Here is a 25,992-nt window from a genome sequence, read left to right as displayed (position 1 = left end):
CGGGGGGAACCGCCGCCGGTCCGGCCACATCGCGTCGCCGTGATCGTCGACGAGGGCACGAATCCCTTCGAAGTCGGTGTCGCGACGGAGCTGTTCGGGCTTCCGCGGCCCGAACTGGGACGAGCGGAGCCGCTGTACGAGCTGACCCTGTGCGCGCCCACGCCCGGCGTCCGGATGAACCACGGGTTCTTCACCCTGAGCGGAGTGCCCGGCCTCGACGCGGTGGACGACGCCGACACCGTCGTCGTCCCCGGCCGGCCCGACAACGTCGTACCGCGCCGGCCCGTCGTCCTGGACGCCATCCGGCGCGGCCACGCGCGAGGGGCCCGCGTGCTGAGCTTCTGCACCGGGACCTTCGCACTGGCCGAGGCGGGGCTGCTCGACGGGCGGCGGGCCACCACCCACTGGCGCTGGACGGACGCCTTCCGGGAGCTGCACCCGAAGGTGCTGCTGGATCCGGACGTGCTCTTCGTGGACGAGGGGGACGTGCTGACCGCGGCGGGCAGTGCCGCCGCCCTCGATCTCGGGCTGCACCTCGTACGGCGCGACCACGGCGCGGAGATCGCCAACGCGGTGTCCCGCCGGCTGGTCTTCGCCGCGCACCGCGACGGGGGCCAGCGCCAGTTCGTGGAACGGCCGCTGCCCGACGTGCCCGACGAGTCGCTGGCACCCCTGCTGGCCTGGGCGCAGGAGCGGCTCGGTGAGCCGCTGACGGTCGGCGGCCTGGCGGCGCGCGCCGCGGTCAGCCCGGCGACGCTGCACCGCCGCTTCCGCGCCCAGCTCGGCACCACGCCGCTGGCGTGGCTGACCGCGGAACGTGTCGCCCTGGCCTGCCGGCTCATCGAGCGCGGCGAGATCCGGCTCGACGTGGTGGCGGACCGCAGCGGACTCGGGACCGCCGCGAACCTGCGCGAGCGGGTGCGCCGGGCGACCGGACTCAGCCCGTCGGCCTACCGGCGGCGTTTCGGACCGCCCGCCGGGGAACCGGTGACGCATGAGATACCTCGTACGAGACCGGCTGCTCGGCTTCGGTGACGACTACTGGATCGAGGACGACCACGGCGACAAGGTCTTCCTCGTCGACGGCAAGGCCATGCGACTGCGGGACACCTTCGAGCTGAAGGACACCGGGGGGCGCGTCCTCATCGACATCCACCAGAAGATGCTCGCGTTGCGCGACACGATGATCATCGAGCGGGACGGCGACCCGCTCGCGACCATCAAGCGCAAGCGTCTGTCCCTGCTCCGCAACCACTACCGCGTCTCCCTGGTCGACGGCACCGAACTCGATGTCAGCGGCAAGGTCTTCGACCGCGAGTTCGCCGTCGACTACGACAACGAGCTCCTCGCCCGGATCTCCCGCCGCCGGCTCCACATCCGCGACACCTACGGAGTCGACGTCGTACGGGAGGACGCCGATCCGGCACTGCTGATCGCGGTGGCGGTGTGCGTGATCCATCTGGCGGAGAAGGAGCGGGGGGACGACTGAGAGAGGGACGGGACCGAAAGGGGACCGGCGGGTGCGGCCGGCGGCGGGAGCGCGTGCGGGTCCCCGCCCGGGAGGGTGCGAGGAGCGGGGACCGGGAGCGCGCGACGGGCGGGCGACGGTCAGCGGCGGGGAGTCTCCAGGCCCAGCAGCCGGTCCTTCAGGGCCGGGAACTGTTCCCTCGTCGCCGCGACCTTCGCCGGGTCGAAGTCCACCGTGAGGATCTCCTCGTCCGAGCCCGCCTCGGCGAGGACCTCCCCCCACGGGTCGACCACGATCGAGTGACCGGCCTGGGGAACTCCCGCGTGCGTACCGGCCGTTCCGCAGGCGAGGACGTACGCCTGGTTCTCCACGGCGCGTGCCTGCGCGAACAGGGTCCAGTGGGAGCGGCGCCGTTCGGGCCAGCCGGCCGGGACGACGAAGGTCTGCGCCCCCGCGTCGACGAGCCCGCGGAAGAGCTCGGGGAACCGCAGGTCGTAGCAGGTGGCCACGCCGAGGACGGTCTCCGGCAGCCGCACCGTCACCAGTTCCGTGCCCGCGCCCATCAGCACGGCCTCGCCCTTGTCGAAGCCGAAGCGGTGGATCTTCCGGTAGGCGGCGACGAGTTCACCGGCGGGGGAGTAGACGAGGGAGGTGTTGTAGAGGGGGGCCTCGGACGCGGCCCGCTCGGGAATCGAGCCCGCGTGCAGCCACACGCCCGCGTCGCTCGCCGCCTTGGCCATCGCCTCGTGGGTCGGGCCCTCGAGCGGTTCGGCCTGGGCTCCGAACTCCTCGTAGGCGAAAGCACCCGTGGTCCAGAGCTCGGGGAGCACCACGAGATCGACTCCGGCTTGATCCCGTACCAGATCCGCGACACGGCGTCTGCGGGCGGCGACCGATTCGTTGTCGTTTACGTCGATCTGGAGGAGCGAGGCGCGCACACTACCACCGTCCTGGCATTCGAGCCGTCGATACGGGCCTACGATCGTCACACGAAAGCACTGCCGGGGTGCCTCACAGCAGCGTAACTTAGCGTCCCAAGACACCCGCTGCCTGTGCACTGCCCGCGTCCAACCGCCCGAGGGGTCCCGTTCCGTGAGTCTGCATCCGAGTCTTCAGTCCTACGCCGACGCCTGGGCCCACTCGATCGAAGCGATATCCGAGCTGGTGCAGCCGCTTGTGGAGGGCGAGTGGAACCGGCGGACTCCGTGTCCCGGCTGGTCGGTCCGCGACATCGTCTCCCATGTCATCGGGCTGGACTGCGAGATGCTCGGCGACCCCCGGCCGATCCACACGCTCCCCCGCGACCTCTACCACGTGACGAACGAGCACCAGCGCTACATGGAGATGCAGGTCGACGTGCGCCGCCACCACACGGCGCCGGAGATGACCTCCGAGCTGGAGTACACGGTCATCCGTCGCAACAGGCAGCTGCGGAACGAGTCGCGGCAGCCCGACGCCAAGGTGCGCGGCCCCCTCGGCACCGAGGTGACCCTCGAGCAGGCGATGCGCAACCGTGCGTTCGACGTATGGGTGCACGAGCAGGACCTGCGGGTCACCCTGGGCCGGCCGGGGAACCTCGACTCCCCCGGTTCGCAGATCGTCCGGGACGACCTGCTGGCCGCCCTGCCGAAGGTCGTCGCCAAGGACGCCGGGGCGCCGGCGAACTCGGCGGTCGTCTTCGACGTGCACGGCCCCGTCGAGTTCCTTCGTACCGTGCGCATCGACGCGGACGGGCGCGGCTCGATAGACGGTGCGCCGTCCCTCGGTCCCGCCGCGAGCCTCTCCCTCGACTGGGAGACCTTCGTCCGGCTCGCCTGTGGCCGCGTCCACGCCGATGCCGTGTCCGACCGCATCAAGACCGAGGGCGACCCGGAGCTGACGGCGGCGATCCTGCGCAACTTCACCGTCACGCCGTAACGGGGCGGAGCGGAGCGGGACGGGCGGGGCGTTTCTCGCCCCGCCGTCCGCGCCCCCGCCGTCCGAGCTTCCTCCACCGTCCGCGCCTCTCCCGTCGCCCGCGTCGGCCCAGGTCGGGACGCGCAGGCGCGGAGGGCCGACATGGCCTGCGGCGGCTAAGCCGGCACGTGCACCGTCTCCACCCGGCTGGCCACCAGCCGCTCCCGCTCACGGCGGGCCGCCTGCTTCCGCAGCCGGAAGATCTGGCTCAGCCCGACCGCCTGGAGCACGAACACGGCGGAGAAGGCGACCCGGTAGTTGTCGTCGGTGGCGTCGAGCAGCACACCGATGGCCAGCAGCGTCGTCATCGAGGCGACGAAACCACCCATGTTGGTGATCCCGGACGCGGTTCCCTGACGCTCCGGCGGATTCGCCGGCCGTGCGAAGTCGAAGCCGAGCATCGAGGCCGGTCCGCAGGCCCCGAGCACGGTGCACAGCACGACCAGCACCCACATCGGCGCGTGCTCGCCGGGATACACCAGCACTCCGGCCCACACGACCGCCGTCGCCGCGACCGTGCCCAGCGCCAGCGGCAGCCGTGCCGTGTGGTGCCGGGCGACGATCTGCCCGTACACCAGTCCGACGACCATGTTGGACAGGACGACGAGCGTCAGCAGTTCACCGGCCGTGGCCCGCGAAAGCCCCTGCGCCTGGACGAGGAACGGCAGCCCCCACAGCAGCAGGAACACCATCGCCGGGAACTGCGTGGTGAAGTGCACCCACAGCCCGAGCCGGGTGCCGGGTTCCCGCCAGGACGCGGAGATCTGCCGCCGGACGTACGCGGCGCCCCGGTGCGGGAACGGCTCCGGTTCGTGTCCCTCGGGGTGGTCCTTCAGGAACAGCAGCAGGAGGACGAGGACGACCACACCGGCGGCCGCGCTTCCGGCGAACGCCATGGTCCAGCCCACTCCGTGCAGCAGCCGTGCGATCACGAGCGTCGAGACGAGGTTGCCCGCCATGCCGACCAGACCGGCGAGTTGCGCGACGAGCGGCCCGCGCCGGGCGGGGAACCAGCGTGTGCCGAGCCGCAGCACACTGATGAACGTCATCGCGTCACCGCAGCCCAGCAGGCCGCGCGAGGTGAGCGCCATGCCGTACGACGAGGAGAACGCGAAGCCCAGTTGCCCCGCCGTGAACAGCACCACGCCGATGGTCAGCACCCTCTTGGTGCCGAGCCGGTCGACCAGCAGCCCGACCGGTATCTGCATGCCCGCGTAGACGAGGAGTTGGAGGATGGAGAACGTGGACAGGGCGGAGGCGCCGACGTGGAAACGGTCCGCCGCGTCGAGCCCGGCCACCCCCAATGACGTACGGAAGATGACCGCGACGAAGTAGACGGAGACGCCGATGCCCCAGACGGCGATCGCGCGCCGGCCGCCGGGCGGGTCGCCGGGCAGTGTGACCGAGGAGCTCATCGGACCTCGCCCCGTGCCAGGTTGGAGAACCAGCTGACGTGTCCGTGGATGAGATCGACGACCGCGTCGGCGTCGCCGGAGCGCAGCGCCTGGAGGATCTGCTCGTGCTCGACGAGCGTCTTGGTGATCCGGTCGGGGTGCGCGTGCATCACGGCGACCCCCATCCTCAACTGCCGGTCGCGGAGCTGGTCGTAGAGCCGGGAGAGGATCTCGTTGCCGCCGCTGCGGACGATCTCGGCGTGGAAGCAGCGGTCGGTGACGGCGGCGGCGGCCAGATCTCCGGCGGCGGCCTGCTCCTTCTGCCGGGCCAGCAGTTCTTCGAGGCGGGCTATGAGCTGCGGCGAGGCCGGTACGGCCTTGCGCGCGGCGTGTTCCTCGACGAGCTGGCGGGTCTCGACCACGTCCGCGATCTCCTGTGCGGAGACCGGCAGGACGAGCGCGCCCTTCTTCGGGTAGAGCCTGATGAGTCCTTCGGCCTCGAGGCGGAGCAGCGCCTCACGGACCGGGGTGCGCGACACCCCCACCGCGTCGGCGAGTTCGCCCTCGGTGAGGAGGGTCCCGCCTTCGTAACGGCGTTCCAGGACACCCTGCTTGACGTGTGCGTAGACGCGGTCGGCGGCGGGCGGCTGCTTCACGGGAGGTCGCACCGGCGCGGGCGGGGCTGAGGGCATGCGCACATCATAGATACAACACGTACCCATGCCCTGAGTCATTTCAGCATGCGGACCCCACCCTCCCCTCGATGTAACCCACGTCACATAAATTCCACCCCTTCGCCGTACATCCCTTTGCGCGCCCCGCGAGTCCGTACGTGAGACGGCACTCCCATGTGTCGTTCTCCCAGGGGCATTTCGCGCATACGGAGCGTTCATTTTGATTACCGGCATTAAGGGCACGCGTTTCCGCAGGGCCGCCGCTGTGACCCTCACGACCGGCGCCGTGCTGGCCGCCGGAGGCTTCGGCGCCGCGCCCGCGGGCGCGGTTGCCACGCCCACCATCGCCGCCAAGGGCGGCTATGTGATGAACAACGGGACCGGCACGTCCCTCTACACCAAGAAGGCGGACACCCGGCTTTCCACCGGCTCCACCACGAAGATCATGACCGCCAAGGTCGTGCTCGCACAGCCGAACCTGAACCTGGACGCCAAGGTCACCATCCAGAAGGCGTACAGCGACTACATCGTCGCCAACACCGCTTCCTCGGCCCACCTGATCGTCGGCGACAAGGTGACCGTCCGTCAGCTTCTCTACGGGCTGATGCTGCCGTCCGGCTGCGACGCCGCGTACGCGCTCGCCGACAAGTTCGGCTCGGGCACGACGCGCGCCGCCCGCGTGAAGTCGTTCATCGGCAAGATGAATTCCGCCGCGACGAGCCTGCACCTGACGAACACGCACTTCGACTCGTTCGACGGCATCGGCAGTGGCTCGAACTACTCGACGCCGCGCGACCTGACGAAGATCGCCAGCAGCGCGATGAAGAGCTCCACGTTCAAGACGGTCGTCAAGACCAAGTCGTACACGGCGAAGACCGTGACGAAGGTGGGCACCACGCGCACCATGGCGGCCTGGACCAACACGAACGGGCTGCTCAGCAGCTACAGCGGCACCATCGGCGTGAAGACCGGCTCCGGCCCCGAGGCGAAGTACTGCCTCGTCTTCGCCGCCACCCGCAACGGCAAGACGATCATCGGGACGGTCCTCGCCTCGACGTCCATCCCGGCCCGTGAGTCGGACGCCAAGAAGCTGCTGAACTACGGCTTCGCCAGGTAAGGCGCACAGACGGGAAAAGGGGCCTGCCGCGCATCGCGCGGCAGGCCCCTTTCGCGTTCCGGGCCGGACTCAGATCTCTCCGGCCGACCGGCTCACGCCCAGGTGATCAGCCGCTTGGGCTGCTCCAGGACGGCGGCGGTGTCGGCGAGCACCTTCGAGCCGAGTTCGCCGTCGACCAGGCGGTGGTCGAAGGAGAGCGCCAGCGTGGTGACCTGACGGGGCTTGACCTTGCCCTTGTGGACCCAGGGCTGGAGCTTGATCGCACCGACCGCGAGGATCGCGGACTCGCCGGGGTTGAGGATCGGCGTGCCGGTGTCGACGCCGAAGACGCCGACGTTGGTGATCGTCACCGTGCCGCCCTGCATCGCGGCCGGCGAGGTCTTGCCCTCGCGGGCCGTGGCCACCAGTTCGCCCAGCGACTCGGCCAGCTGCGGCAGGGTCTTGGTGTGGGCGTCCTTGATGTTCGGCACGATCAGGCCGCGCGGGGTGGCGGCGGCGATGCCCAGGTTCACATAGTGCTTCTGGACGATCTCCTGGTTGGCCTCGTCCCAGGACGCGTTGACGGCGGGGTTGCGCTTGATCGCGACCAGCAGGGCCTTGGCGATGAGCAGCAGCGGATTGACCCGCAGCCCCTGCATGTCCTTGTCCTGCTTGAGCTCCTCGACCAGACGCATGGTGCGCGTCACGTCGAGGGTCACGAACTCGGTGACGTGCGGGGCGGTGAACGCCGAGCCGACCATGGCGGTGGCGATCGCCTTGCGGACGCCCTTGACCGGGATCCGGGTCTCGCGCGCGCCGTCGTACGACACTGCCGGGGCCGGAGCCTGCGGCTGCTGGACGAGAGCCGGGGCCTGCGGGGCCTCGGCCGGGGCCGCGAGGGGAGCGGGTGCCTGTGCCGGGGCCGCCGCCGCGTGCACGTCCTCCCGCGTGATGATGCCGTCCGGGCCCGACGGGGTGACCGTCGCCAGGTCGACCCCGAGGTCCTTGGCGAGCTTGCGGACCGGGGGCTTGGCGAGGGGCCGCTGCTGGACGGCGTGCCCGTGGCCGTTGAGCTCGCCCTGGATCGCGGTGGCCGCGTAGAGCGTCTCGCTCTGCTGGGCCGGGACCTCGGCGCCCTTGCGGGGGCGGCGCTTGGTGGAGGACTCCGCCACGCCGTACCCGACGAGGACCGGCTTGCGGCCCTCGGGCTTGGCCTCCTCCGCGGGGGCCGCCTCCGCCACGGGAGCGGCGGACGCGGCGGGAACCGCGGGGACGGCGGGTGCCTGCTCGGCGGCCGGGGCCGCCTGCGCGGGCGCCGCGCCACCCAGCACGTCCACCGCGATGATCACCTGGCCGACGTCCACCGTCGTGCCCTCGGGGAAGTGGAGCTCGGCCACCACACCGTCGAACGGGATCGGCAGTTCGACCGCGGCCTTGGCGGTCTCGACCTCGCAGACGACCTGGCCGTCGGTGACGGTGTCACCGGGCTGGACGTACCACTTGAGGATCTCCGCCTCGGTGAGTCCCTCGCCCACATCGGGCATCTTGAACTCGCGGAGTCCCGACGCGTTCTCAGTCATCGTCGTCACGACTCTCTCCTCAGTACGCCAGCGAGCGGTCGACGGCGTCGAGCACCCGGTCCAGGCCCGGAAGGTACTCCTCCTCCAGGCGGGCCGGCGGGTACGGGGCGTGATAGCCGCCGACCCGCAGGACAGGCGCTTCCAGGTGGTAGAAGCACCGCTCGGTGATACGGGCCGCGATCTCCGCGCCCGTCCCGAGGAACACCGGGGCCTCGTGCACCACGACCAGGCGGCGGGTCTTCTCGACCGAGACCTGGATGGAGTCGAAGTCGATGGGGGACATCGAGCGCAGGTCCAGGACCTCGATCGACTTGCCCTCCTCCTGGGCGGCCGCGGCGGCCTCCAGGCAGACCTTCACCATCGGGCCGTACGCGACCAGGGTGAGGTCGCTTCCCTCGCGCGCCACCCGTGCCTTGTGCAGCGGGCCGGGGATGGCGTCCGTGTTGACCTCGGCCTTGTCCCAGTAGCGGCGCTTGGGCTCGAAGAAGATCACCGGGTCGTCGCTCTGGATGGCCTGCTGCATCATCCAGTAGGCGTCGCCGGCGTTCGACGGGGAGACCACCTTCAGGCCCGCCACGTGCGCGAAGAGCGCCTCGGGTGACTCCGAGTGGTGCTCGACGGCACCGATGCCGCCGCCGTACGGGATGCGGATGACGACGGGGAGCTTGATCTTGCCCAGGGCCCGCGCGTGCATCTTCGCGAGCTGGGTGACGATCTGGTCGTACGCCGGGAAGACGAATCCGTCGAACTGGATCTCCACGACCGGGCGGTAGCCGCGCAGGGCCAGGCCGATCGCGGTGCCGACGATGCCGGACTCGGCGAGCGGGGTGTCGATGACCCGCTCCTCGCCGAAGTCCTTCTGGAGACCGTCGGTGACCCGGAAGACACCGCCGAGCTTGCCGACGTCCTCGCCCATGATGAGGACCTTGGGGTCGGCGTCGAGGGCCGTGCGCAGCGATTCGTTGATCGCCTTGGCCAGCGCCATCTTTTCCGTCGCCATGGCTACTTGCCCTCCCCTGCGTCCGCGAACGACGCCTGGTAGGCGGCGAACTGGGCGCGCTCCTCGTCGACGAGCGCGTGCCCGTCCGCGTACACGTTCTCGAAGATGGCCATGTGGTCCGGGTCCGGCATGGCCCGTACGGCTTCGCGTACTCGCTTGCCCAACGCTTCGCTCTCGGTCTCGAGTTCCGCGAAGAATGCCTCGTCCGCGTGGTTCGACGTCTCGAGGTACGCGCGCAGGCGCAGGATCGGGTCCTTCGCCTCCCATGCCTCGCGCTCCTCGTCGGCCCGGTACTTGGTCGGGTCGTCGGAGGTGGTGTGCGCGCCCATGCGGTAGGTGTACGCCTCGACGAGGGTGGGGCCTTCACCCGAACGGGCCCGCTCCAGCGCCCAGCGGGTCACCGCGAGGCTGGCGAGCACGTCGTTGCCGTCCACGCGCACGCCGGGGAAGCCGAAGCCCTGCGCGCGCTGGTACAGCGGCACGCGCATCTGGCGCTCGGTCGGCTCGGAGATCGCCCACTGGTTGTTCTGGCAGAAGAACACCACGGGAGCGTTGTAGACCGCCCCGAAGTTGAAGGCCTCCAGGACGTCGCCCTGGCTGGAGGCGCCGTCCCCGAAGTACGCGATCACGGCAGAGTCGGCACCGTCCTTGGCGATGCCCATGGCATAGCCGGTGGCGTGCAGGGTCTGCGAGCCGATGACGATCGTGTACAGGTGGAAGTTGTTGCTGTTCGGGTCCCAGCCGCCGTTGTTCACACCCCGGAACATGCCGAGCAGGTTGGTCGGGTCGACACCGCGGCACCACGCGACGCCGTGCTCGCGGTAGGTCGGGAAGACGTAGTCGTCGTCGCGGGTGGCGCGGCCGGAACCGATCTGCGCGGCCTCCTGGCCGAGCATCGAGGCCCACAGGCCCAGCTCGCCCTGGCGCTGCAGGGAGGTGGCCTCCGCGTCGAAGCGGCGGCTCAGGACCATGTCCCGGTACAGGCCGCGCAGCTCCTCGGGGGTGATGTCGGCGACGTACGGGTCGTACGTGGCGTCCTTGACCCGCTTGCCTTCCGGGGTCAGCAGCTGAATGAGCTCCGGCTCGGCGCCCGTCGCCCCGGGCGACTTCCTGGCGGGCGCGGTGCGCTTGCTCGCGGCGCTCTTGGTACCGGTCGTACTGGCGCTCGCCGCGCTCTTCGTACCGGCGCTGCGTCGCGGCTTGCGCGCGGCAGTGCTCTCCACGGTCACGTGTGCTCCTCCGTCGGTCCGGCCCCCGGGGTTGCCGGAAGGCTGGGGTCCCCCTCGCTCACTGTTTGAGCTCGGGGGAGCGGCTCGCCTGTTCCGGCACCCGTGCACGGGGTGGGTGCCACTCGGCCGGGAACAGGCGTGACAGGTGCCCCGGCGAGCGCCCTGCAACAGTCACGTTACCCAGTGCTTCACATTTCTGTGAAACCCCTCCTGACCTGCGATTTTGATAGGAGATCCAAGTACTTCGAAAGTTGGATTTCCTACTAGATCGAGCAGGTCGGGAACAGTCGCTGGTCACAGCACTGGTAACAGCCTTGCAGGGGGCCGGAACACCGGCACGTTATCCCGGGCACCCCGGGCACGGGAAGAGTTCACTTGGGGCAATGCCCATGATCGTGTGTGACACTGACAGCGTGCGTGAAAACGGGAAAATCACCGTATTCCTCCTCGATGACCACGAAGTCGTCCGCCGCGGAGTCCACGAACTTCTCTCGTTCGAGGACGACATCGAAGTGGTCGGCGAGGCGGGCACGGCGGCCGACGCACTGGTCCGGATCCCGGCCACCCGCCCGGACGTGGCCGTCCTGGACGTGCGCCTCCCGGACGGCAGCGGGGTGGAGGTCTGCCGCGAGATCCGCTCCGCGGACGACACCATCAAGTGCTTGATGCTGACCTCGTACGCCGACGACGAGGCCCTCTTCGACGCGATCATGGCGGGCGCGTCGGGCTATGTCCTCAAGGACATCCGCGGCACCGAGTTGCTCGCGGCCGTACGGGACGTGGCGGCCGGAAAGTCCCTGCTCGACCCGGTGGCCACCGCCCGCGTCCTGGAGCGGCTCCGGGACGGGGGCGGCGCCAAGAGCGACGACAGGCTCGCCCGCCTCACCGATCAGGAACGCAAGATCCTCGACCTGATCGGCGAGGGGCTCACCAATCGGGTCATCGGAGAGCGATTGCACCTCGCCGAGAAAACGATCAAGAATTACGTGTCGAGCCTGCTGTCCAAACTGGGAATGCAGCGCCGGTCGCAGGCGGCGGCCTATGTGGCCCGTATCCAGGCGGAACAGCAGCGCCACTGAACGAATCGGGACTTTTGACCCCTCTTCGAGGGGCGGGTGCCTCTTTTTCCTCTCCGGCCGGTGCCGGAGATTGGGCGGTATGCCCATCGACGAACGCTCGACGACCGAGCGGCCCGCCGAAGAAGAACTTGCCGTGGAACTCATCGGCCGCGCCGACTACGGCCGGGTGGCCACCAGCATGCGCGCGCTGCCCTTCCTCGGCCTCGCCCGCCACATCGTGGTGGAGGGCCGCATCCTGCTGCGCATGCCCCGCGGCTGCGGATACCACCGCGCGTGCGCCGGCAGCGTCGTCGCGTACGGCACCGACAACCTGGGTTCCGCGCGGCAGGGCGAGAGCCTGTGGACCGCGCAGGTCGTGGGCCAGTGCGAGCCCGTCGAGCCGACCGCCGCCGAACTGGAGCTCTTCGGTCCCGCGCCGCGGTTCGTGGACGGCAAGCCGTTCGAGCCGGTCTATCTCGGCATCGCCCCCCAGTTCTCCAGCGTTCACTCGACGGACGGCGGTCCGGGACTCGGGCTCCAGCCCACCCGGTGACACACGGGACACCCAACGCCACGCGCGCGTGAAGCCCGTGGTGGGCCGCACGCGCGCGTGGGGGGTGTGCCGGGCCGGATCCGTTCGGATGCCGGCGGAACGTCAGTCCTCGCCGCCGGCGTCCGGGGTGCCCGTGCCCACCGGGTCGCTCGGCGTCGGCTCCTCCGTCGGAGGGGGCGACTCGTCCGTCGGGTCCGCCGTGGTGGGCGCCGTCTTCGTCGGCTTGTCGCTCGGCTCGTACGACGGCGGCTGGCTGGTGGCGCTCCGGGACGGCTCGTACGACGGGGGGTAGTCCGAGTTGTCGCCGGTGTTGGTCGAGTCGTCCGAGGTGTCTTGCGTGGACTGGTCCGTCGAGTCGTCGCTGGGCGCCTTGCTGGAGTCGTCGCCCTTGTCGGAGTGCGTGCTGGCCGGCGACTGCGTGGTGCCGGTCCCCGTGCCCCCGTCGCCGCCGGTGTTGTTGAGCGCCAGCGCGACACCCGCCGCGATCGCGATCACGGCGAAGACCGCGAGGAGCCACAGCTTGCCGCGGCCGCCGCCCCTGTTGCCGTGCCCCTCGAAGCCGCCGTCGTCACCGCCGCCCCGATAGGGCGGGATGAGCGGCGCCGGGATCTGCGTCGTTCCGGAGTCACCGGGGTGAGGCAGCGCCGTCGTGCCGGCGAATCCGGACGCCGGGGTGTGCAGCCCCTCGTGCAGGGTGACCGGGCCGGTGTTCCAGGTGCCGGTGTGGCTGCCGTGGTCGTACAGCATCTGCAACGCGTACTGGACGAGGCCGCGCATCTCCTCCGCGGTCTGGAACCGGTCGTCCGGGTCCTTCGCGAGGGCGCGCATGACGAGCCCGTCGAGCTCCGGCGGCGCCCCGTCCGAGACCTCGGACGGGGGCACCGGGATGTCCTGGACGTGCTGGTAGACCACCGACAGCGGAGTCTCGCCGGTGAACGGGGGCCGCAGCGCGAGAAGTTCGTAGAGCAGACAGCCGGTCGCGTACAGGTCGGAGCGGTGGTCGACGGCCTTGCCGAGCGCCTGCTCCGGGGAGAGGTACTGCGGCGTGCCCATGACCATGCCGGTCTGGGTCATCGTCGACTGCGCGCCGTGCAGGGCGCGCGCGATGCCGAAGTCCATCACCTTGACGGCGCCGGTCTCCGTGATGATCACGTTCGCCGGCTTGATGTCGCGGTGCACGATGCCGTGCTGGTGCGAGTAGGCGAGCGCCTCCAGGACACCGGAGACGATGATCAGCGCCTGCTCGGGCCCGGGGGCCTCGGCGTTGATCAGCAGATCGCGGATCGTGTGACCCTCGACGATCTCCATCACGATGTACGGGACGACGCCGTGGCCGACCACGTCCTCGCCGGAGTCGTACACGGCGACGACCGCGTGGTGGTTGAGCCCCGCGACCGACTGTGCCTCGCGCGTGAAGCGGGCCTTGGACACGGGGTCCTCGGCCAGGTCGGAACGGAGCAGCTTGACCGCCACGGTCCGCCCCAGGCGCACGTCCTCGGCGGCGAACACCTCGGCCATGCCGCCCCGGCCGAGTCTGCGGGTCAGCCGATACCGGCCGTCGCCGACCAGTCCGCCGTTACCCCACATCTCCGGCGCATCTGACATACCGCCGCCAGTCGCCTCGGGGTCGGACGGGCCCTGAGCGCGCTGCTGCTGTGCCATCAGTCCTCGCCGTCGTTTCTGCCCGCGGTCTGCGCGGTGGTTGTTACGGTCTCCGTCGGGCCACGCTACAGGCTCCGCGCAGGGCGCCGGTCCGGGATGAACGTGAGATGGACCGGCCATCAAACCGTCACCGGTCCGTGCGTGCAAATTCCGTGTACCGGTCGTACGCCACCTGTAACGCTTCCGCGACGCTTCTTTCGCAGACGGTCACGGATCGGGCACCGAGCTTGACGTGTCAGTGCCCTCGGGCAGACTTGGCCCGGAATAAGCCAATCGATCACCAAGGCCGCGGGGGACGCAGAAGATGAGCCAGGACGGCGCACAGGGCCGGTACGCGGGGCGTGCGGTCGCCGGCGGCCGCTACCAGCTGCGCGATCTGCTCGGCGAGGGCGGCATGGCCTCGGTGCATCTCGCCTACGACTCGGTGCTCGACCGGCAGGTCGCGATCAAGACGCTGCACACCGAACTCGGCCGCGAGCAGGCCTTCCGCGAGCGCTTCCGCCGCGAGGCCCAGTCGGTCGCCAAGCTCACCCACACGAACATCGTCTCGGTGTTCGACACCGGCGAGGACGACCTCGACGGCATGACGACGCCGTACATCGTCATGGAGTACATCGAGGGCAAGCCGCTCGGCTCGGTCCTCGACGCGGACATCCAGCAGTACGGCGCGATGCCCGCCGACAAGGCCCTGAAGATCACCGCGGACGTGCTCGCGGCCCTGGAGATCAGCCACGAGATGGGTCTGGTCCACCGGGACATCAAGCCGGGCAACGTGATGATGACGAAGCGCAACGTCGTCAAGGTCATGGACTTCGGCATCGCCCGCGCCATGCAGTCCGGCGTCACCTCCATGACGCAGACCGGCATGGTCGTCGGCACCCCGCAGTACCTCTCCCCGGAGCAGGCTCTCGGCCGGGGCGTCGACGCCAGGTCCGACCTGTACTCGGTCGGCATCATGCTGTTCCAGCTGGTCACCGGGCGGCTGCCGTTCGAGGCGGACTCCCCGCTCGCCATCGCCTACGCGCATGTCCAGGAGGAGCCCGTCGCATCCTCCTCGGTCAACCGATCGCTGCCCCCGGCGGTGGACGCGCTCATCGCCCGCGCGCTGAAGAAGAACCCGAACGAGCGTTTCCCGAGCGCCGAGATCATGCGGGACGAGTGCCTGCGGGTCGCCCAGTCGTTCCAGGCGGCCGCGCCGAGCATCGTGCCGGGCGCCCAGACGCCGAGCGGCTCGGGCGTCGGCTCCGCCGTCTTCCCGCCGGTCGACCAGGGCACTCCGGCACCCGGCCCCGTGCAGACGCCGTACCAGCCGGGCCCGTACGGCGCGCCGACCCCCGCCCCCGCGTACGGCTATCCGCCGCAGAACGGCTACCAGACTCCGCCGCAGACCTCCGCGTACTCCCCGCAGCACGGCACGTCGACCCCGCCGCCCTACAACCTCACGCCCCAGTCCACCACGCCCGTGTCGGGCGGCTCCGGCGGCAAGAGCAACAAGGGGGTCGTCATCGGCGCGATCGTCGTCGCGCTCATCGCGATCGGCGGCCTGGTCACGGCGCTCAGCATGAGCGGCGGAGGCGACGACGACAACAAGGGCGGCGGCGACGCCAGCAAGTCGCCCACCGTCGTGGAGGGGCACAAGGGCCCGGACACGTCGAAGACGATCGACACCGACAAGTGCACGGACCCGACGGAGTCGTACGACGACCCGGACAAGATCCAGGTCCCGGACTTCCACTACAAGAACCTCACCTCGGTGAAGTCCTGCTTCCAGGCCGCCGGTTGGCAGATGAAGGTCACGCCCGTGGACGAGAACACGTACGGCGAGGACACGATCATGGACCAGTTCCCCTCGGCGGGAACGGACGTCGACCCGAAGAACATGCCCGAGATCGAGCTCAAGGTGTCCTCGGGCGACCCCTCCTGAAGCGTCCCTGAGCATCATCGGCACGGTCCGGGCACGCTCGGCAGCGGATTCGGGAACGGGCCCGGCACTTCGGTGCCGGGCCCGTTTCGGTCGGGGTGACCTTGAGTCGCTGGGTGACGGGGTGGCTCGGTGACCTGCGTGGTTACAGGTACGGTCCGCCGGAACGGCCTCCCGTACGGGGGTCCTCGTCGCCCTCCAGGCCGCCGACGCCCGGCGGAAGGGCGCGGCGCATCTGTTCCAGCTGTGCCCTGGCCGCCATCTGCTGGGCGAACAGAGTCGTCTGGATCCCGTGGAAGAGTCCCTCGAGCCAGCCCACCAGCTGTGCCTGCGCGATACGCAGTTCCGCGTCGCTGGGGGTCCCCTCGTCCGTGAAGGGCAAGGAGAGGCGCTCCAGCTCCTCCACGAGCTCGGGGGCCAGACCGTCCTCGAGCTCCTTCACGGAACTCGCGTGGATCTCCTTGAGCCGGACCCGGCTGGCCTCGTCCAGAGGTGCGGCGCGCACCTCCTCCAGCAGCTGCTTGATCATGCTGCCGATGCGCATCACCTTGGCGGGCTGTTCCACCATCTCCGTCACCGGGACCTCGCGGGAGTCCTCGTTCCCGGTGCCACCGAGAGCCATTCCGTCCTGGCCGACAACCAGGATCTGTGGGTTCTCCGGCGACCGTTCGTTCCTCGGCATCTCCATGCCGCCATTCTCTCGCACCCCTGCACTCCATCACGGTGGTGCCCCCCGTACACGGTGATCCACCAGGTACGACGGCACACTTCGCGATCCGAGGGTGATTCGACGGCCTCCGAGGTCCGCGGACGGAGTCACTTTCTGTCGAGATGCCGGGATCACGACGTCATGTGAGGCTTGTTCCGTCGATCACGGCACCCGTCTTGGCGAACGCACCGGGAGGGGGTCACCGGCGTGACTCCATGGCTCCGCACACTGCCCACGGCCGGGCTGCTGGCGGCCGCCCTGCTGGCCGGCGCCGGCCAGCTCGCGTACGCCGCCCCCGCGCGCTCCGGGGCCGCCTCGTACGCCGCCGCGCCGGCTCCGTCCGTCCGAAGCACCGCCGTCGCCCCAGCTCCCTCCGCCCGAAGCACCGCCGTCGCCCCAGCTCCCTCCGCCCGAAGCACCGCCGTCGCCCCAGCGCCCTCCGCCCGAAGCACCGCCGTCGCCCCAGCGCCCTCCGCCCGAAGCACCGCCGTCGCCCCGGCTCCCTCCGCCCGAAGCACCGCCGTCGCCCCAGCTCCGTCCGCCCGAAGCACCGCCGTCGCCCCAGCGCCCTCCGCCCGAGGCACCGCCGTCGCGGAGGGGGACGGACCCGCCGCCACCGATCCGACGAGGCCCACCGCGACGGCGGACCCCTCCCGTGCGGGCAGCTTCGCGGGCGAGGGGCGCTCGCGGCCCGGCCGCGCGGAGCCGGACCTCCAGGACATGCCGGACGCCGCGGACCCCCAGGACACGGATCCCGGCGCCGACGCCGGACTCACGGAGGCGAGCGTGGCCCCCGAGCCCTCGCAGGACGACGCGGTCCCCGTCCAGCAGAGCGTCGTGGGCCCCGGCTCCCCGCCCGAGCCCGTCCTGGAGATCCTGCCGTTGGGCAGTGGCCTGATCCTCATAGGCCTCGGCCTGGGGCTGGCCTTCGTGGCCCTGCGGGTACGGCGCGGCTAGTGAGCGACCAGCAGCACCTTTCCGATGTGGCCGCTCGCCTCCAGCACCCGGTGCGCCTCCGCCGCCTCGCTCATCGGCAGCTTGCGGTCGACGACCGGACGTACGCGACCGGAACCGATCAGCGGCCACACATGCTCGCGCACGGCCGCCACGATCGCCACCTTCTCGCTGAGCGGCCGGGCACGCAGCGAGGTCGCGCTGACGGCGGCGCGCTTGTTCAGGAGGGTGGCGATGTTCAGCTCCGCCTTGATGCCGCCCTGCATCCCGATGATGGCGAGCCGCCCGTTGACGGCGAGGGCGCGCACGTTCCGGTCGAGGTACTTGGCCCCCATGTTGTCGAGGATGACGTCGGCACCCGCCCCGCCGGTGGCCCGCTCGATCTCCTCGACGAAGTCCTGCTCGCGGTAGTTGATCAGAATGTCCGCGCCCAGCTCCGCGCAGAAGTCGAGCTTCTCCTTGGTGCCCGCCGTGACCGCGACCTTCGCGCCGACGGCCTTCGCCAGCTGGATCGCCATGGTGCCGATGCCGCTGGAGCCGCCGTGCACGAGCAGGGTCTCGCCGGGGCGCAGGTGGGCGACCATGAAGACGTTCGACCAGACGGTGCAGGTCACCTCGGGCAGCGCCGCCGCCTGCTCGACGTCCAAGCCGGCGGGCACGGGCAGCAGCTGCCCGGCCGGAACGGCGACCTTCTGGGCGTATCCGCCGCCCGAGAGCAGCGCGCACACCTCGTCGCCGACCGCCCAGTCGAGGACACCGGTGCCGACCTCGACGATGCGGCCCGAGCATTCGAGTCCGGGATAGGGGGACGCGCCGGGCGGTGGGTTGTACATGCCCTGGCGCTGCAGCAGATCGGCACGGTTGACTGCGCCGGCCACCACCTCGACCAGTACTTCGCCCTCGGCCGGCACGGGATCGGGGACCTCGTCCCACACCAGCGCCTCGGGCCCACCAGGTTCAGGAATCGTGATCGCGTACATGGGAGCGACGCTACTCCTGGGAGGCAGCCCCTAGTCCTGCGGCAGGGGCCGGATGCCCGGTGTCACCTGAGTGCTCCGAGTGACCCGCGCGATCGTGATCAGCCGGTCCATCAGCTGCAGGGTGCCGACCTCCGGATCGTCGTACCCGAGCACGCGATGACCCCGTACGACGCTGACCACCAGGTCGTCGGTCTCGCGGACGCCCTTGCCCACCTCGGCCTTTATGACCGGCCGTTCGACGATGTCGAGCCCGCTGCCCTGATGGATCAGGTCCTCCATCACCATGCCCGCGGCGGGGCTGAGCACGGAGAGCCCGAGCAGCCTGCCGGCCGCGCTGGCGCTGGTGATGACCGCGTCGGCACCGGACTGCTTGAGCAGCGGCGCGTTCTCCTCCTCGCGCACGGCGGCGACGATCTTCGCGCCGCGGTTGAGCTGCCGGGCCGTCAGGGCGACCAGGACCGCGGTGTCGTCCCGCTGGGTGGCGATGATGATCTGTCGCGCCTTGTGGACCTCGGCGCGCAGCAGCACATCGCTGCGCGTGGCGTCGCCGATCACGCCCGCGTACCCGTCGGCCGTCGCCGCGTCCACCACCCTGGGGCTCGGGTCGACGACGACGACCTGCTCCTTCTTCAGCCCGGTGGCGCAGACGGTCTCGACGGCCGACCGTCCCTTCGTTCCGAAGCCGACAACGACGGTGTGATCCCTCAAGGCCGCCCTCCAGCGGTTCAGGCGCCATTCCTCACGGGTGCGTTCCGTGAGGACCTCCAGCGTGGTGCCGACCAGGATGATCAGGAAGAGCACTCGCAGCGGCGTGATGATCAGGATGTTGATGAGCCGGGCGATATCGCTGGTCGGGGTGATGTCGCCGTATCCGGTGGTGGAGAGGGTGACCGTCGCGTAGTAGAAGGCGTCGAGCAGGTCGACGCTCCCGTCCGAGTTGTCGGTGTAGCCGTCTCGGTCGAACCAGACGATGAGCGCGGTGGCGACCAGCACCAGCAGCGCCATCACCAGCCGCTTGGCGACCTGCCGGAGCGGACGTTCCACGACCTTCCGCGGCAGTTTCACCTGGTGGGTCATCAGATGCTCGTCCGCTTGGCGGGCGATCGCATCTTGGCCCGGAAGTTTCACGTGAAACACACCCCGTTCGGATTCATGCCGCTCCCGCCCTCGGCCCGGCTCAGATGAAGCACGCGTCGATCCCCGCGGTGGCCCACGGCAGATCGATGAGTTCCAGCTCCTGGCCGGCTCGCGCACCACCCGGTGGTACGACCGCGAGCGCGTCGGCGGCGGCGATGCCCCGCAGCATCGCCGGACCGTTGTAGTGCAGCGGCGCGGCCCGGTCGCCGCGCAGCGAGACGGGGACGAGCCGGGTGTCGTACGGGTGCCCCTGCACGGCTTCCTTGAGAGGCAGCGTGTACGACTCCGGGGCCGCGCGTCCGGCCAGGGTGCGCAGCAGCGGCTCAGCGAGCGTGAGCAGCCCGGAGACGGCGGCCAGGGGGTTGCCGGGCAGGCCGACGAGATGCTGGTTCTCCTGGGTACGGGCCAGCAGCATCGGATGTCCCGGCCGCACCTTGACGCCGTCCACCAGCAGTTCGGCGCCGATACGGCGCAGCGTGGGGTGGACATGGTCGACGGGGCCCGCCGCGGTGCCGCCGGTGGTGACGATCAGGTCGGCCCGGGAGCCGGTGATCGCCTTGTGCAGCGCCTTGGCGTCGTCGCCGAGCCGACGCACCGCGACGACCTCGACGCCGAGGGCCCGCAGCCACGGCGGCAGCATGGGCCCGAGCGCGTCCCGGATCAGCCCCTCCTGGGGCAGCCCCGCGGTGAGCAACTCGTCGCCGAGCACGAGAACTTCGGCGCGCGGGCGGGGAACGACGGCGAGCGTGTCGTACCCGGCGGCCGCCGCGAGACCCAGCACGGCCGGGGTGACCAACGCTCCGAGCGGCAACAGCTGGTCGCCGCTGCGGCACTCCTGGCCGCGCGGGCGGATGTCCTGCCCGTGTGCGACCACGCGGGTCCCCCGTGACCGGGCGGAGCCGGGCGCCTGCGCGTCGCTCGCGTGCAGACGTCCCTTGGTGTCGAGGCGGCCGTGCTCGCTGCGCAGGACGGCGGTCGCGTCCCGCGGGACGAGTGCCCCGGTGGCGATCCGGACCGCCTCGCCGTCCATGAGCCGCTCCGGCGCCGCCTGCCCGGCGAGTACGCCTTGCTCCCGTACCTCCCAGGGCCCGGGTCCGGCGACCGCCCAGCCGTCCATCGCGGAGGTGTCGAAGGAGGGAAGGTCCGTGAGCGCTGTCAGGGGGGCGGCGAGGACGAGGCCGAGAGAGGCGTCGAGGGGGACCGGGACGGGGGTGCGGCGGGGCACGGAGCGGGCGGCCCGCTCCGCCACGGCCCGGGCCTCGGACCACGGGGTGGCCCGGTGATGGGCGTGCCCGCCCTTGCCGCTGTCCTGCGCGTTGGGCGCGGGGACCGCCGCCGCGTCGGTTCCCGGGGGACCCGGGGCGGCGCTGTCCGCTCGGCCGGGCTCGCCGGGTGCGCGGACACCGGCCTTCTTGACCAGGGCGAGCGCCTCCTCCACGTCGAAGTCGTCGGCGTCCTGGCTGTCCCGGGTGGAGCGGGCGGCGGTCATCCGGCGTCCGGTCCGGTGTCGGCGGCGGGCGCCGCGCCGTCGGCGGTGTCCGGTTTCGCATCCGGGGTGTCCTCGTCGGCCCAGCGGAGCGCGAGCGCCACGGCCTTGCGGGCGGCCTCGGCGACCGCTTCCGGTCCTCCACCGGCCCGCGCCGCCGCGTATCCGACGAGGAACGTCGTCAGCGGCGCGGCGGGCCTGGCCACCCCATGTGCGGCGTCACGGGCCAGGTCGAGCAGAACGCCGATGTCGACGTCCAGGTCGATGCCCAGCTCGTCCTTGACTGCGGAAATCCATTCATCCAACACGTGCCCATGCTCCCTGATGCGTGCTCGAGCGGCGGCGATGTCGTCCCAGGTGTCGCAGTCGAAGGACGCGACGGGGTCGGAGATACGAGTGAGGTCGAGGGCGGCCACGAGCCGTCGCAGCGGCAGCCCGCCGAGTCCGCCGTGCGCGGCGGCGAGCACGGTCAGCTCCCGGCGCAGCGCGTCCGCGCGGTAGACGGCCACGAGGGGCTGATCACGCCCGTCGGGGTCGGTGAGGAGCACGCAGTCGGGGCGGCCGCGATGTCCGCCCCTCGCGCCGGGAGCCCCGGCGGGTTCGGTCCGGACGCGCCCGCCGCTCTCCGGCACGGTCGCGGAGTCGGTCGGGGCACCGTCGTGGCCGGGCCCGGAGCCTGGGTGGTCGCCCGCGGGGACCGGGTGGTCGTTCCCGGAGGCGGGGTGGTCGTTCCCGGGGATGGGGTGGTCGTTCCCGGAGGCGGGGTGGTCGTTCCCGGGGATGGGGTGGTCGTTCCCGGAGGCGGGCGGGGTCCGGTGCGTGCCGTCGTCCCGAAGGGTGTCCAGCAGGCGCCGTACCGTCCCCTCCTCCAGGAACGGCAGGTCCGCCGAGAGCACGACGACGTACGGCGCCGTGGTGTGCCGCAGTCCGGCGTCCAGCGCGGCGAGCGGCCCCCCGCCCGGCGGGTCCTCGCGGGCCCACTCCACGGGGCGCGCGGTGGCCCTGGGTTCGGCCACGACCACCGTGCGGGTCGCACCGGTGCACGCGGCCAGCACCCGGTCCAGCAGCGCCCGGCCGCCCACCCGGACGCCGGGCTTGTCCGCACCGCCGAGCCGCCGGGCCACACCGCCCGCGAGCACGACGGCGTCGTACACGGCATCGGCACCGGGGGTGCCCGGCGGGCCGGAGGCGCCCGATCGCCCGGTCGCCCCCTCGGACTCGTACGCGGTCATCCCCCGAGTATGGGCGTCCGAAGGATCATTGCCACCCCCGGGCACAGCATGTGGACGGGGGTGATCGGACCGCCGGGGCTACGGTGATCGGACCGCCGGGGCTACAGGGTGCGCAGCAGCACCGCCGGCTGTTCCACGCAGTCCGCCACATAGCGCAGGAAACCGCCCGCCGTGCCGCCGTCGCACACCCGGTGGTCGAAGGTCAGCGAGAGCTGGACGACCTGACGCACCGCCAACTCGCCCTGGTGCACCCAGGGCTTGGGGATGATGCGGCCGACACCGAGCATGGCCGCCTCGGGGTGGTTGATGATCGGTGTGGAGCCGTCGACGCCGAACACGCCGTAGTTGTTCAGCGTGAAGGTGCCGCCCGTGAGGTCCGCGGGCGTGAGCTTCCCGGTCCGGGCCGTCTCGGTCAGCCGGCCGAACTCCGCGCTCAGCCCCTCGGCGTCCCGCGTGTGCGCGTCCCGCACGACGGGGACGACGAGCCCCCGTTCGGTCTGGGCCGCGAAACCCAGGTGCACCTGGTCGAGCCGGACGATCTCGCGGGCTTCCATGTCGACCGTCGAGTTGAGCTCGGGGAAGCGGGCCAGCGCGGCGGTACAGATCCGGGCCAGCAGGGCGAGCAGGGAGATCTTCGGGCCGCCGGCCGCGTTCATCGCCCTGCGCGCCTGCATGAGTTCCGTCGCGTCGGCGTCCACCCAGCAGGTCGCGTCGGGGATCTCGCGCCGGCTGCGCGAGAGCTTGTCGGCGACGGCACCGCGGACACCCCGGAGGGGGACACGGACACCCTGCGGGGTGGCGCCCCGGGAGACATCGGCCGCACCGGGCACGACCGAGGTGATGTCCACGTTCGAGGACACCGAAGCGGTCGCGCTGTCGTACGGGGGCGCCGCGAAGGCCGCGTCGGAGCCGAGCCCGAGCGCCGGGGCGTGGAGCCGGCCGCTCGCCGCCGCACGCAGCGCGTACTCGACGTCGGCCCGCAGGATGAGCCCCTCGGGGCCGGAGCCCTCCAACTCCCGCAGATCCACGCCGTTCTGGCGGGCGAGCCGTCGCACCAGGGGCGAGATGACCGGCACGGGGCCGTCACCCCGCGTCGCGCCGACGCCGTTCCGGGCGGCCTCCGCCGGGCCCGCCGCCTGCGACGGCGCGGCGGCGACGGGCTCGGGGCGGCCCGGCTCGCGCCGGCCGGCCGAGGTGCCCGTGCCCGCCGGGGACGCGGCCCCCGTCGGCGCACCGGCCGCGCGTCGGCCACCGGCGGCGGTGCCGTCGGAGGGCCGTACCCTCCGGCGCCGCGCCGGGGGCGCTCCCGTGCCGTAACCCACCAGCACGTTCCCGGAGCCCTCGTCCTCCTTGTCGTCCATGCCGTCGTCGCCGGTGTCCGGCGCGCCCACGGCGACGGTCAGCAGCGGTGCCCCCACGGGCAGTTCCGTGCCTTCCTCGCCGAAGCGGGCGGTGACCACGCCGCCGTAGGGGCAGGGGACCTCCACCATCGCCTTGGCCGTCTCGACCTCGACGACGAGCTGGTCGACGGCGACGACATCGCCGACCTCCACCAGCCAGCGGACGATCTCCGCCTCGGTGAGGCCCTCCCCGAGGTCGGGGAGCTTGAACTCCAGCACCTGTGCCATCAGCTGTCCGCCTCCCACTGCAGACGCCCCACGGCGTCCAGGATCCGGTCGACACCGGGCAGGTGGTGCCGCTCCAGCATCGGCGGCGGGTACGGGATGTCGAATCCCGCGACGCGCAGCACCGGCGCCTCCAGGTGGTGGAAGCAGCGCTCCATGACGCGGGCCGCGATCTCCCCGCCCGGGCCGCCGAACCCGCCCGACTCGTGCACGACGACCGCTCGTCCGGTCCGCCGCACCGACGCAGAGACCGTCTCGTCGTCGAACGGCACCAGAGAGCGCAGATCGACTACTTCGAGGTCCCAGCCCTCGGCCCGCGCCGCCTCGGCGGCTTCGAGGCAGACGGGTACGGACGGCCCGTAGGTGATGAGTGTGGCGCTCCGGCCCTGGCGCCGCACCACCGCGCGGCCTATCGGCTCAACGGCCGGCGGCTCGTCCGGGTTCCACGCATCCTTCGACCAGTAGAGCCTCTTGGGCTCCAGGAAGACGACCGGGTCGTCGGAGGCGATGGCCTCGCGCAGCAGTCCGTAGGCGTCGGAGACGGTCGCGGGCATGACGACATGGAGACCCGGGGTCGCCATGTAGTACGCCTCGGAGGAGTCGCTGTGGTGCTCGACTCCGCCGATGCCGCCGCCGTAGGGGACGCGGATCGTGATGGGCAGCGGCATGGCGCCCCGCGTGCGGTTCCGCATCTTCGCCACGTGCGAGATCAGCTGCTCGAACGCCGGGTAGGCGAACGCGTCGAACTGCATCTCCACGACCGGCCGCAGGCCGTACATGGCCATGCCGACCGCCGCGCCGAGGATGCCCGCCTCGGCGAGCGGGGTGTCCGTGCAGCGGTCCTCGCCGAACTCCTTGGCGAGCCCGTCGGTGACCCGGAAGACGCCGCCGAGGGTGCCGACGTCCTCGCCCATGACGTGGACGGCCGGGTCGGCGGCCATGGCGTCGCGCAGGGCGCGTCCGAGCGCCTGCGCCATGGTGGCCGGTTTGAGGGCAACGGTCGTCATCGCCCGGCTCCTTCCGGGCCGTGCGGGCCCGCTCCGTGCGAGCCGTCCGCCTCGGCGTCCAGCTCCGCTCTCAGCTGGCTCTCCTGCTCAAGCAGTTGAGTTGTGGGTTGGGCATACACATGGGCGAACAGATCCATGGGATCGAGCACCGGGTCCATGTTCATGCGCTCGCGCAGATCCGCGGCCATCGTCTCGGCGTCGTCGCGTACCGCCTGCAGGGCGGCCTCGTCGAGCAGCCCGCGCTCGGTCAGCTCGCGCTCCAGAAGCACGATGGGGTCGTGCCCGCGCCAGGTCTCGACCTCGGAGTCACCGCGGTAGCGGGTGGCGTCGTCGGCGTTGGTGTGGGCGTCGATGCGGTACGTCACGGCCTCGACGAGGGTGGGGCCGCCGCCCGCGCGCGCGTGGGCGATGGCCTCGCTCAGGACCTGGTGCACGGCCGCCGCGTCGTTGCCGTCGACCAGGCGGCCCGGCATCCCGTAGCCGACGGCCTTGTGGGCCAGCGACGGGGCGGCGGTCTGCTTGGCGAGCGGGACGGAGATGGCGAATCCGTTGTTCTGCACGAGGAAGACGACGGGCGCCTGCCACACGGCGGCGAAGTTCAGCGCTTCGTGGAAGTCGCCCTCGCTGGTGCCGCCGTCGCCGACCAGGGCGAGCGCGACCACGTCGTCGCCCTTGAGGCGGGCGGCGTGCGCGAGGCCCACGGCGTGCGGGAGCTGGGTCGCCAGCGGGGTGCACAGGGGCGCGATCCGGTGCTCGTGCGGGTCGTAGCCGGTGTGCCAGTCGCCGCGCAGGAGGGTGAGAGCCTGGACGGGGTCGAGGCCGCGGGCGACGGCGGCCAGGGTGTCGCGGTAGCTGGGGAAGAGCCAGTCGCGGTCCTCCAGCACGAGCGCGGCGGCGACCTCGCAGGCCTCCTGTCCGGTGCTGGACGGGTACACGGCGAGACGGCCCTGCTTGGTGAGCGCGGTGGCCTGGACGTTGTACCGGCGGCCACGGACCAGTTCCGTGTGCAGACGGCGCAGCAGGACCGGATCGACCGTGGCGGCCGCGTCGGTGCCGAGGACGCGGTGGGGCAGCGCGTCGGGCAGCAACGGCGCGGGGTCGGTGCGGGGCTGCCAGGCGGGCGGCGGCGTGGGCCGGTAGGCCCCTCGCTGCTCCATGACCGTCATGACGGCACCTCCTCGTGGGAGCGGCTTCAGGCGCGTCACGGGTGTGATGCGCCTCACCTACCGATTGTTCGGTCGTCGGCACATTTTGGCTACAGGCACCACCAG

23 protein-coding genes are annotated in these 25,992 nt (G+C 71.4%); 8 read left to right on the top strand and 15 right to left on the bottom strand.

Annotated features, from left to right (window positions below; translation table 11 throughout):
* Positions 1 to 39 precede the first annotated feature (39 nt).
* Together ACWD68_RS20650 and ACWD68_RS20645 are read left to right on the top strand one after the other, a co-directional pair.
* Complete coding sequence (locus ACWD68_RS20650) at positions 40 to 1,035, top strand: helix-turn-helix domain-containing protein (protein ID WP_451807863.1); 996 nt, start codon at positions 40 to 42, stop codon at positions 1,033 to 1,035.
* Entirely contained in the window at positions 995 to 1,489 is a 495-nt protein-coding gene (locus ACWD68_RS20645; protein WP_451807862.1) for an LURP-one-related/scramblase family protein, read from the top strand. Before ACWD68_RS20650 ends, ACWD68_RS20645 begins: the two co-directional genes overlap by 41 nt.
* Before the next feature lie 119 nt (positions 1,490 to 1,608).
* Here ACWD68_RS20645 and ACWD68_RS20640 read toward each other — a convergent pair whose 3' ends face one another.
* Positions 1,609 to 2,406: a carbon-nitrogen family hydrolase gene (locus ACWD68_RS20640; protein WP_451807861.1), complete on the bottom strand. Its 798-nt coding sequence runs from the start codon at positions 2,404 to 2,406 to the stop codon at positions 1,609 to 1,611.
* A 154-nt stretch (positions 2,407 to 2,560) separates the two neighbouring features.
* Here ACWD68_RS20640 and ACWD68_RS20635 point away from each other — a divergent pair, with 154 nt between their 5' ends.
* Positions 2,561 to 3,385: a maleylpyruvate isomerase family mycothiol-dependent enzyme gene (locus ACWD68_RS20635; protein ID WP_266760708.1), complete on the top strand. Its 825-nt coding sequence runs from the start codon at positions 2,561 to 2,563 to the stop codon at positions 3,383 to 3,385.
* A gap of 155 nt (positions 3,386 to 3,540) precedes the next feature.
* Here ACWD68_RS20635 and ACWD68_RS20630 read toward each other — a convergent pair whose 3' ends face one another.
* Positions 3,541 to 4,839, bottom strand: a complete 1,299-nt coding sequence (locus ACWD68_RS20630; RefSeq protein ID WP_451807860.1) for an MFS transporter — start codon at positions 4,837 to 4,839, stop codon at positions 3,541 to 3,543.
* Positions 4,836 to 5,510, bottom strand: a complete 675-nt coding sequence (locus ACWD68_RS20625) for a GntR family transcriptional regulator (protein ID WP_451807859.1) — start codon at positions 5,508 to 5,510, stop codon at positions 4,836 to 4,838. The genes ACWD68_RS20630 and ACWD68_RS20625 overlap by 4 nt, the downstream gene beginning before the upstream one ends.
* 202 nt (positions 5,511 to 5,712) lie before the next feature.
* Here ACWD68_RS20625 and ACWD68_RS20620 point away from each other — a divergent pair, with 202 nt between their 5' ends.
* A complete protein-coding gene (locus ACWD68_RS20620; protein WP_451807858.1) occupies positions 5,713 to 6,609 on the top strand; it encodes a D-alanyl-D-alanine carboxypeptidase family protein in 897 nt (298 codons plus the stop codon).
* Between the two features lie 92 nt (positions 6,610 to 6,701).
* On the opposite strand, the gene ACWD68_RS20615 is transcribed toward ACWD68_RS20620, so the two are convergent.
* The 3 genes from ACWD68_RS20615 to pdhA (ACWD68_RS20605) are packed head-to-tail and all read right to left on the bottom strand — an operon-like array spanning position 6,702 to position 10,397.
* Complete coding sequence (locus ACWD68_RS20615) at positions 6,702 to 8,177, bottom strand: dihydrolipoamide acetyltransferase family protein (RefSeq protein WP_451807857.1); 1,476 nt, start codon at positions 8,175 to 8,177, stop codon at positions 6,702 to 6,704.
* 10 nt (positions 8,178 to 8,187) lie between these two features.
* On the bottom strand, positions 8,188 to 9,168 hold the full coding sequence (locus tag ACWD68_RS20610) for an alpha-ketoacid dehydrogenase subunit beta (RefSeq protein ID WP_451807856.1): 981 nt from the start codon (positions 9,166 to 9,168) through the stop codon (positions 8,188 to 8,190).
* Positions 9,169 to 9,170: 2 nt separating this feature from the next.
* A complete protein-coding gene (gene pdhA / locus ACWD68_RS20605; protein WP_451807855.1) occupies positions 9,171 to 10,397 on the bottom strand; it encodes a pyruvate dehydrogenase (acetyl-transferring) E1 component subunit alpha in 1,227 nt (408 codons plus the stop codon).
* Positions 10,398 to 10,810: 413 nt separating this feature from the next.
* Here pdhA (ACWD68_RS20605) and ACWD68_RS20600 point away from each other — a divergent pair, with 413 nt between their 5' ends.
* Positions 10,811 to 11,476 carry a response regulator gene (locus ACWD68_RS20600; protein ID WP_451807854.1) on the top strand — a complete coding sequence of 222 codons (666 nt, stop codon included), beginning with the start codon at positions 10,811 to 10,813 and terminating at the stop codon, positions 11,474 to 11,476.
* A gap of 79 nt (positions 11,477 to 11,555) precedes the next feature.
* Positions 11,556 to 12,008 carry a pyridoxamine 5'-phosphate oxidase family protein gene (locus ACWD68_RS20595; protein WP_451807853.1) on the top strand — a complete coding sequence of 151 codons (453 nt, stop codon included), beginning with the start codon at positions 11,556 to 11,558 and terminating at the stop codon, positions 12,006 to 12,008.
* A gap of 102 nt (positions 12,009 to 12,110) precedes the next feature.
* Here the strand turns inward: ACWD68_RS20595 and ACWD68_RS20590 are convergent, their stop codons facing one another.
* Entirely contained in the window at positions 12,111 to 13,670 is a 1,560-nt protein-coding gene (locus ACWD68_RS20590) for a protein kinase domain-containing protein (RefSeq protein ID WP_451807852.1), read from the bottom strand.
* 304 nt (positions 13,671 to 13,974) lie between these two features.
* On the opposite strand from ACWD68_RS20590, the gene ACWD68_RS20585 reads away from it, so the two are divergent.
* On the top strand, positions 13,975 to 15,594 hold the full coding sequence (locus ACWD68_RS20585; RefSeq protein WP_451807851.1) for a protein kinase domain-containing protein: 1,620 nt from the start codon (positions 13,975 to 13,977) through the stop codon (positions 15,592 to 15,594).
* A 142-nt stretch (positions 15,595 to 15,736) separates the two neighbouring features.
* Here ACWD68_RS20585 and ACWD68_RS20580 read toward each other — a convergent pair whose 3' ends face one another.
* Positions 15,737 to 16,279, bottom strand: a complete 543-nt coding sequence (locus tag ACWD68_RS20580; protein ID WP_451807850.1) for a bacterial proteasome activator family protein — start codon at positions 16,277 to 16,279, stop codon at positions 15,737 to 15,739.
* A gap of 228 nt (positions 16,280 to 16,507) precedes the next feature.
* Here ACWD68_RS20580 and ACWD68_RS20575 point away from each other — a divergent pair, with 228 nt between their 5' ends.
* The gene (locus ACWD68_RS20575; RefSeq protein ID WP_451807849.1) at positions 16,508 to 17,257 is read left to right on the top strand and encodes a hypothetical protein; all 750 of its coding nucleotides are present in this window, start codon (positions 16,508 to 16,510) and stop codon (positions 17,255 to 17,257) included.
* On the opposite strand, the gene ACWD68_RS20570 is transcribed toward ACWD68_RS20575, so the two are convergent.
* The 7 genes from ACWD68_RS20570 to pdhA (ACWD68_RS20540) form a co-directional block, all read right to left on the bottom strand.
* The gene (locus ACWD68_RS20570) at positions 17,254 to 18,234 is read right to left on the bottom strand and encodes an NAD(P)H-quinone oxidoreductase (RefSeq protein ID WP_451807848.1); all 981 of its coding nucleotides are present in this window, start codon (positions 18,232 to 18,234) and stop codon (positions 17,254 to 17,256) included. The two genes, ACWD68_RS20575 and ACWD68_RS20570, sit on opposite strands and share 4 nt — an antisense overlap.
* Before the next feature lie 30 nt (positions 18,235 to 18,264).
* The gene (locus tag ACWD68_RS20565; RefSeq protein ID WP_451807847.1) at positions 18,265 to 19,371 is read right to left on the bottom strand and encodes a potassium channel family protein; all 1,107 of its coding nucleotides are present in this window, start codon (positions 19,369 to 19,371) and stop codon (positions 18,265 to 18,267) included.
* A gap of 40 nt (positions 19,372 to 19,411) precedes the next feature.
* The gene (locus ACWD68_RS20560; RefSeq protein WP_451807846.1) at positions 19,412 to 20,860 is read right to left on the bottom strand and encodes a molybdopterin molybdotransferase MoeA; all 1,449 of its coding nucleotides are present in this window, start codon (positions 20,858 to 20,860) and stop codon (positions 19,412 to 19,414) included.
* Positions 20,857 to 22,089: a DUF6457 domain-containing protein gene (locus ACWD68_RS20555; RefSeq protein WP_451807845.1), complete on the bottom strand. Its 1,233-nt coding sequence runs from the start codon at positions 22,087 to 22,089 to the stop codon at positions 20,857 to 20,859. Before ACWD68_RS20555 ends, ACWD68_RS20560 begins: the two co-directional genes overlap by 4 nt.
* Before the next feature lie 101 nt (positions 22,090 to 22,190).
* Positions 22,191 to 23,717, bottom strand: coding sequence for a dihydrolipoamide acetyltransferase family protein (locus tag ACWD68_RS20550; protein WP_451807844.1), 1,527 nt, complete (start codon positions 23,715 to 23,717; stop codon positions 22,191 to 22,193).
* A complete protein-coding gene (locus ACWD68_RS20545; protein WP_451807843.1) occupies positions 23,717 to 24,721 on the bottom strand; it encodes an alpha-ketoacid dehydrogenase subunit beta in 1,005 nt (334 codons plus the stop codon). Before ACWD68_RS20545 ends, ACWD68_RS20550 begins: the two co-directional genes overlap by 1 nt.
* Positions 24,718 to 25,887 (bottom strand): pyruvate dehydrogenase (acetyl-transferring) E1 component subunit alpha, encoded by a 1,170-nt coding sequence (gene pdhA / locus ACWD68_RS20540; RefSeq protein WP_451807842.1) that lies wholly within the window; start codon positions 25,885 to 25,887, stop codon positions 24,718 to 24,720. Before pdhA (ACWD68_RS20540) ends, ACWD68_RS20545 begins: the two co-directional genes overlap by 4 nt.
* Between the last annotated feature and the right edge of the window lie 105 nt (positions 25,888 to 25,992).

It is taken from the genome of Streptomyces sp. NPDC005141 (assembly GCF_053599975.1).
The sequence above is the reverse complement of the archived record's forward strand: the minus strand, read 5'-3'. Positions and strand labels throughout refer to the sequence as shown.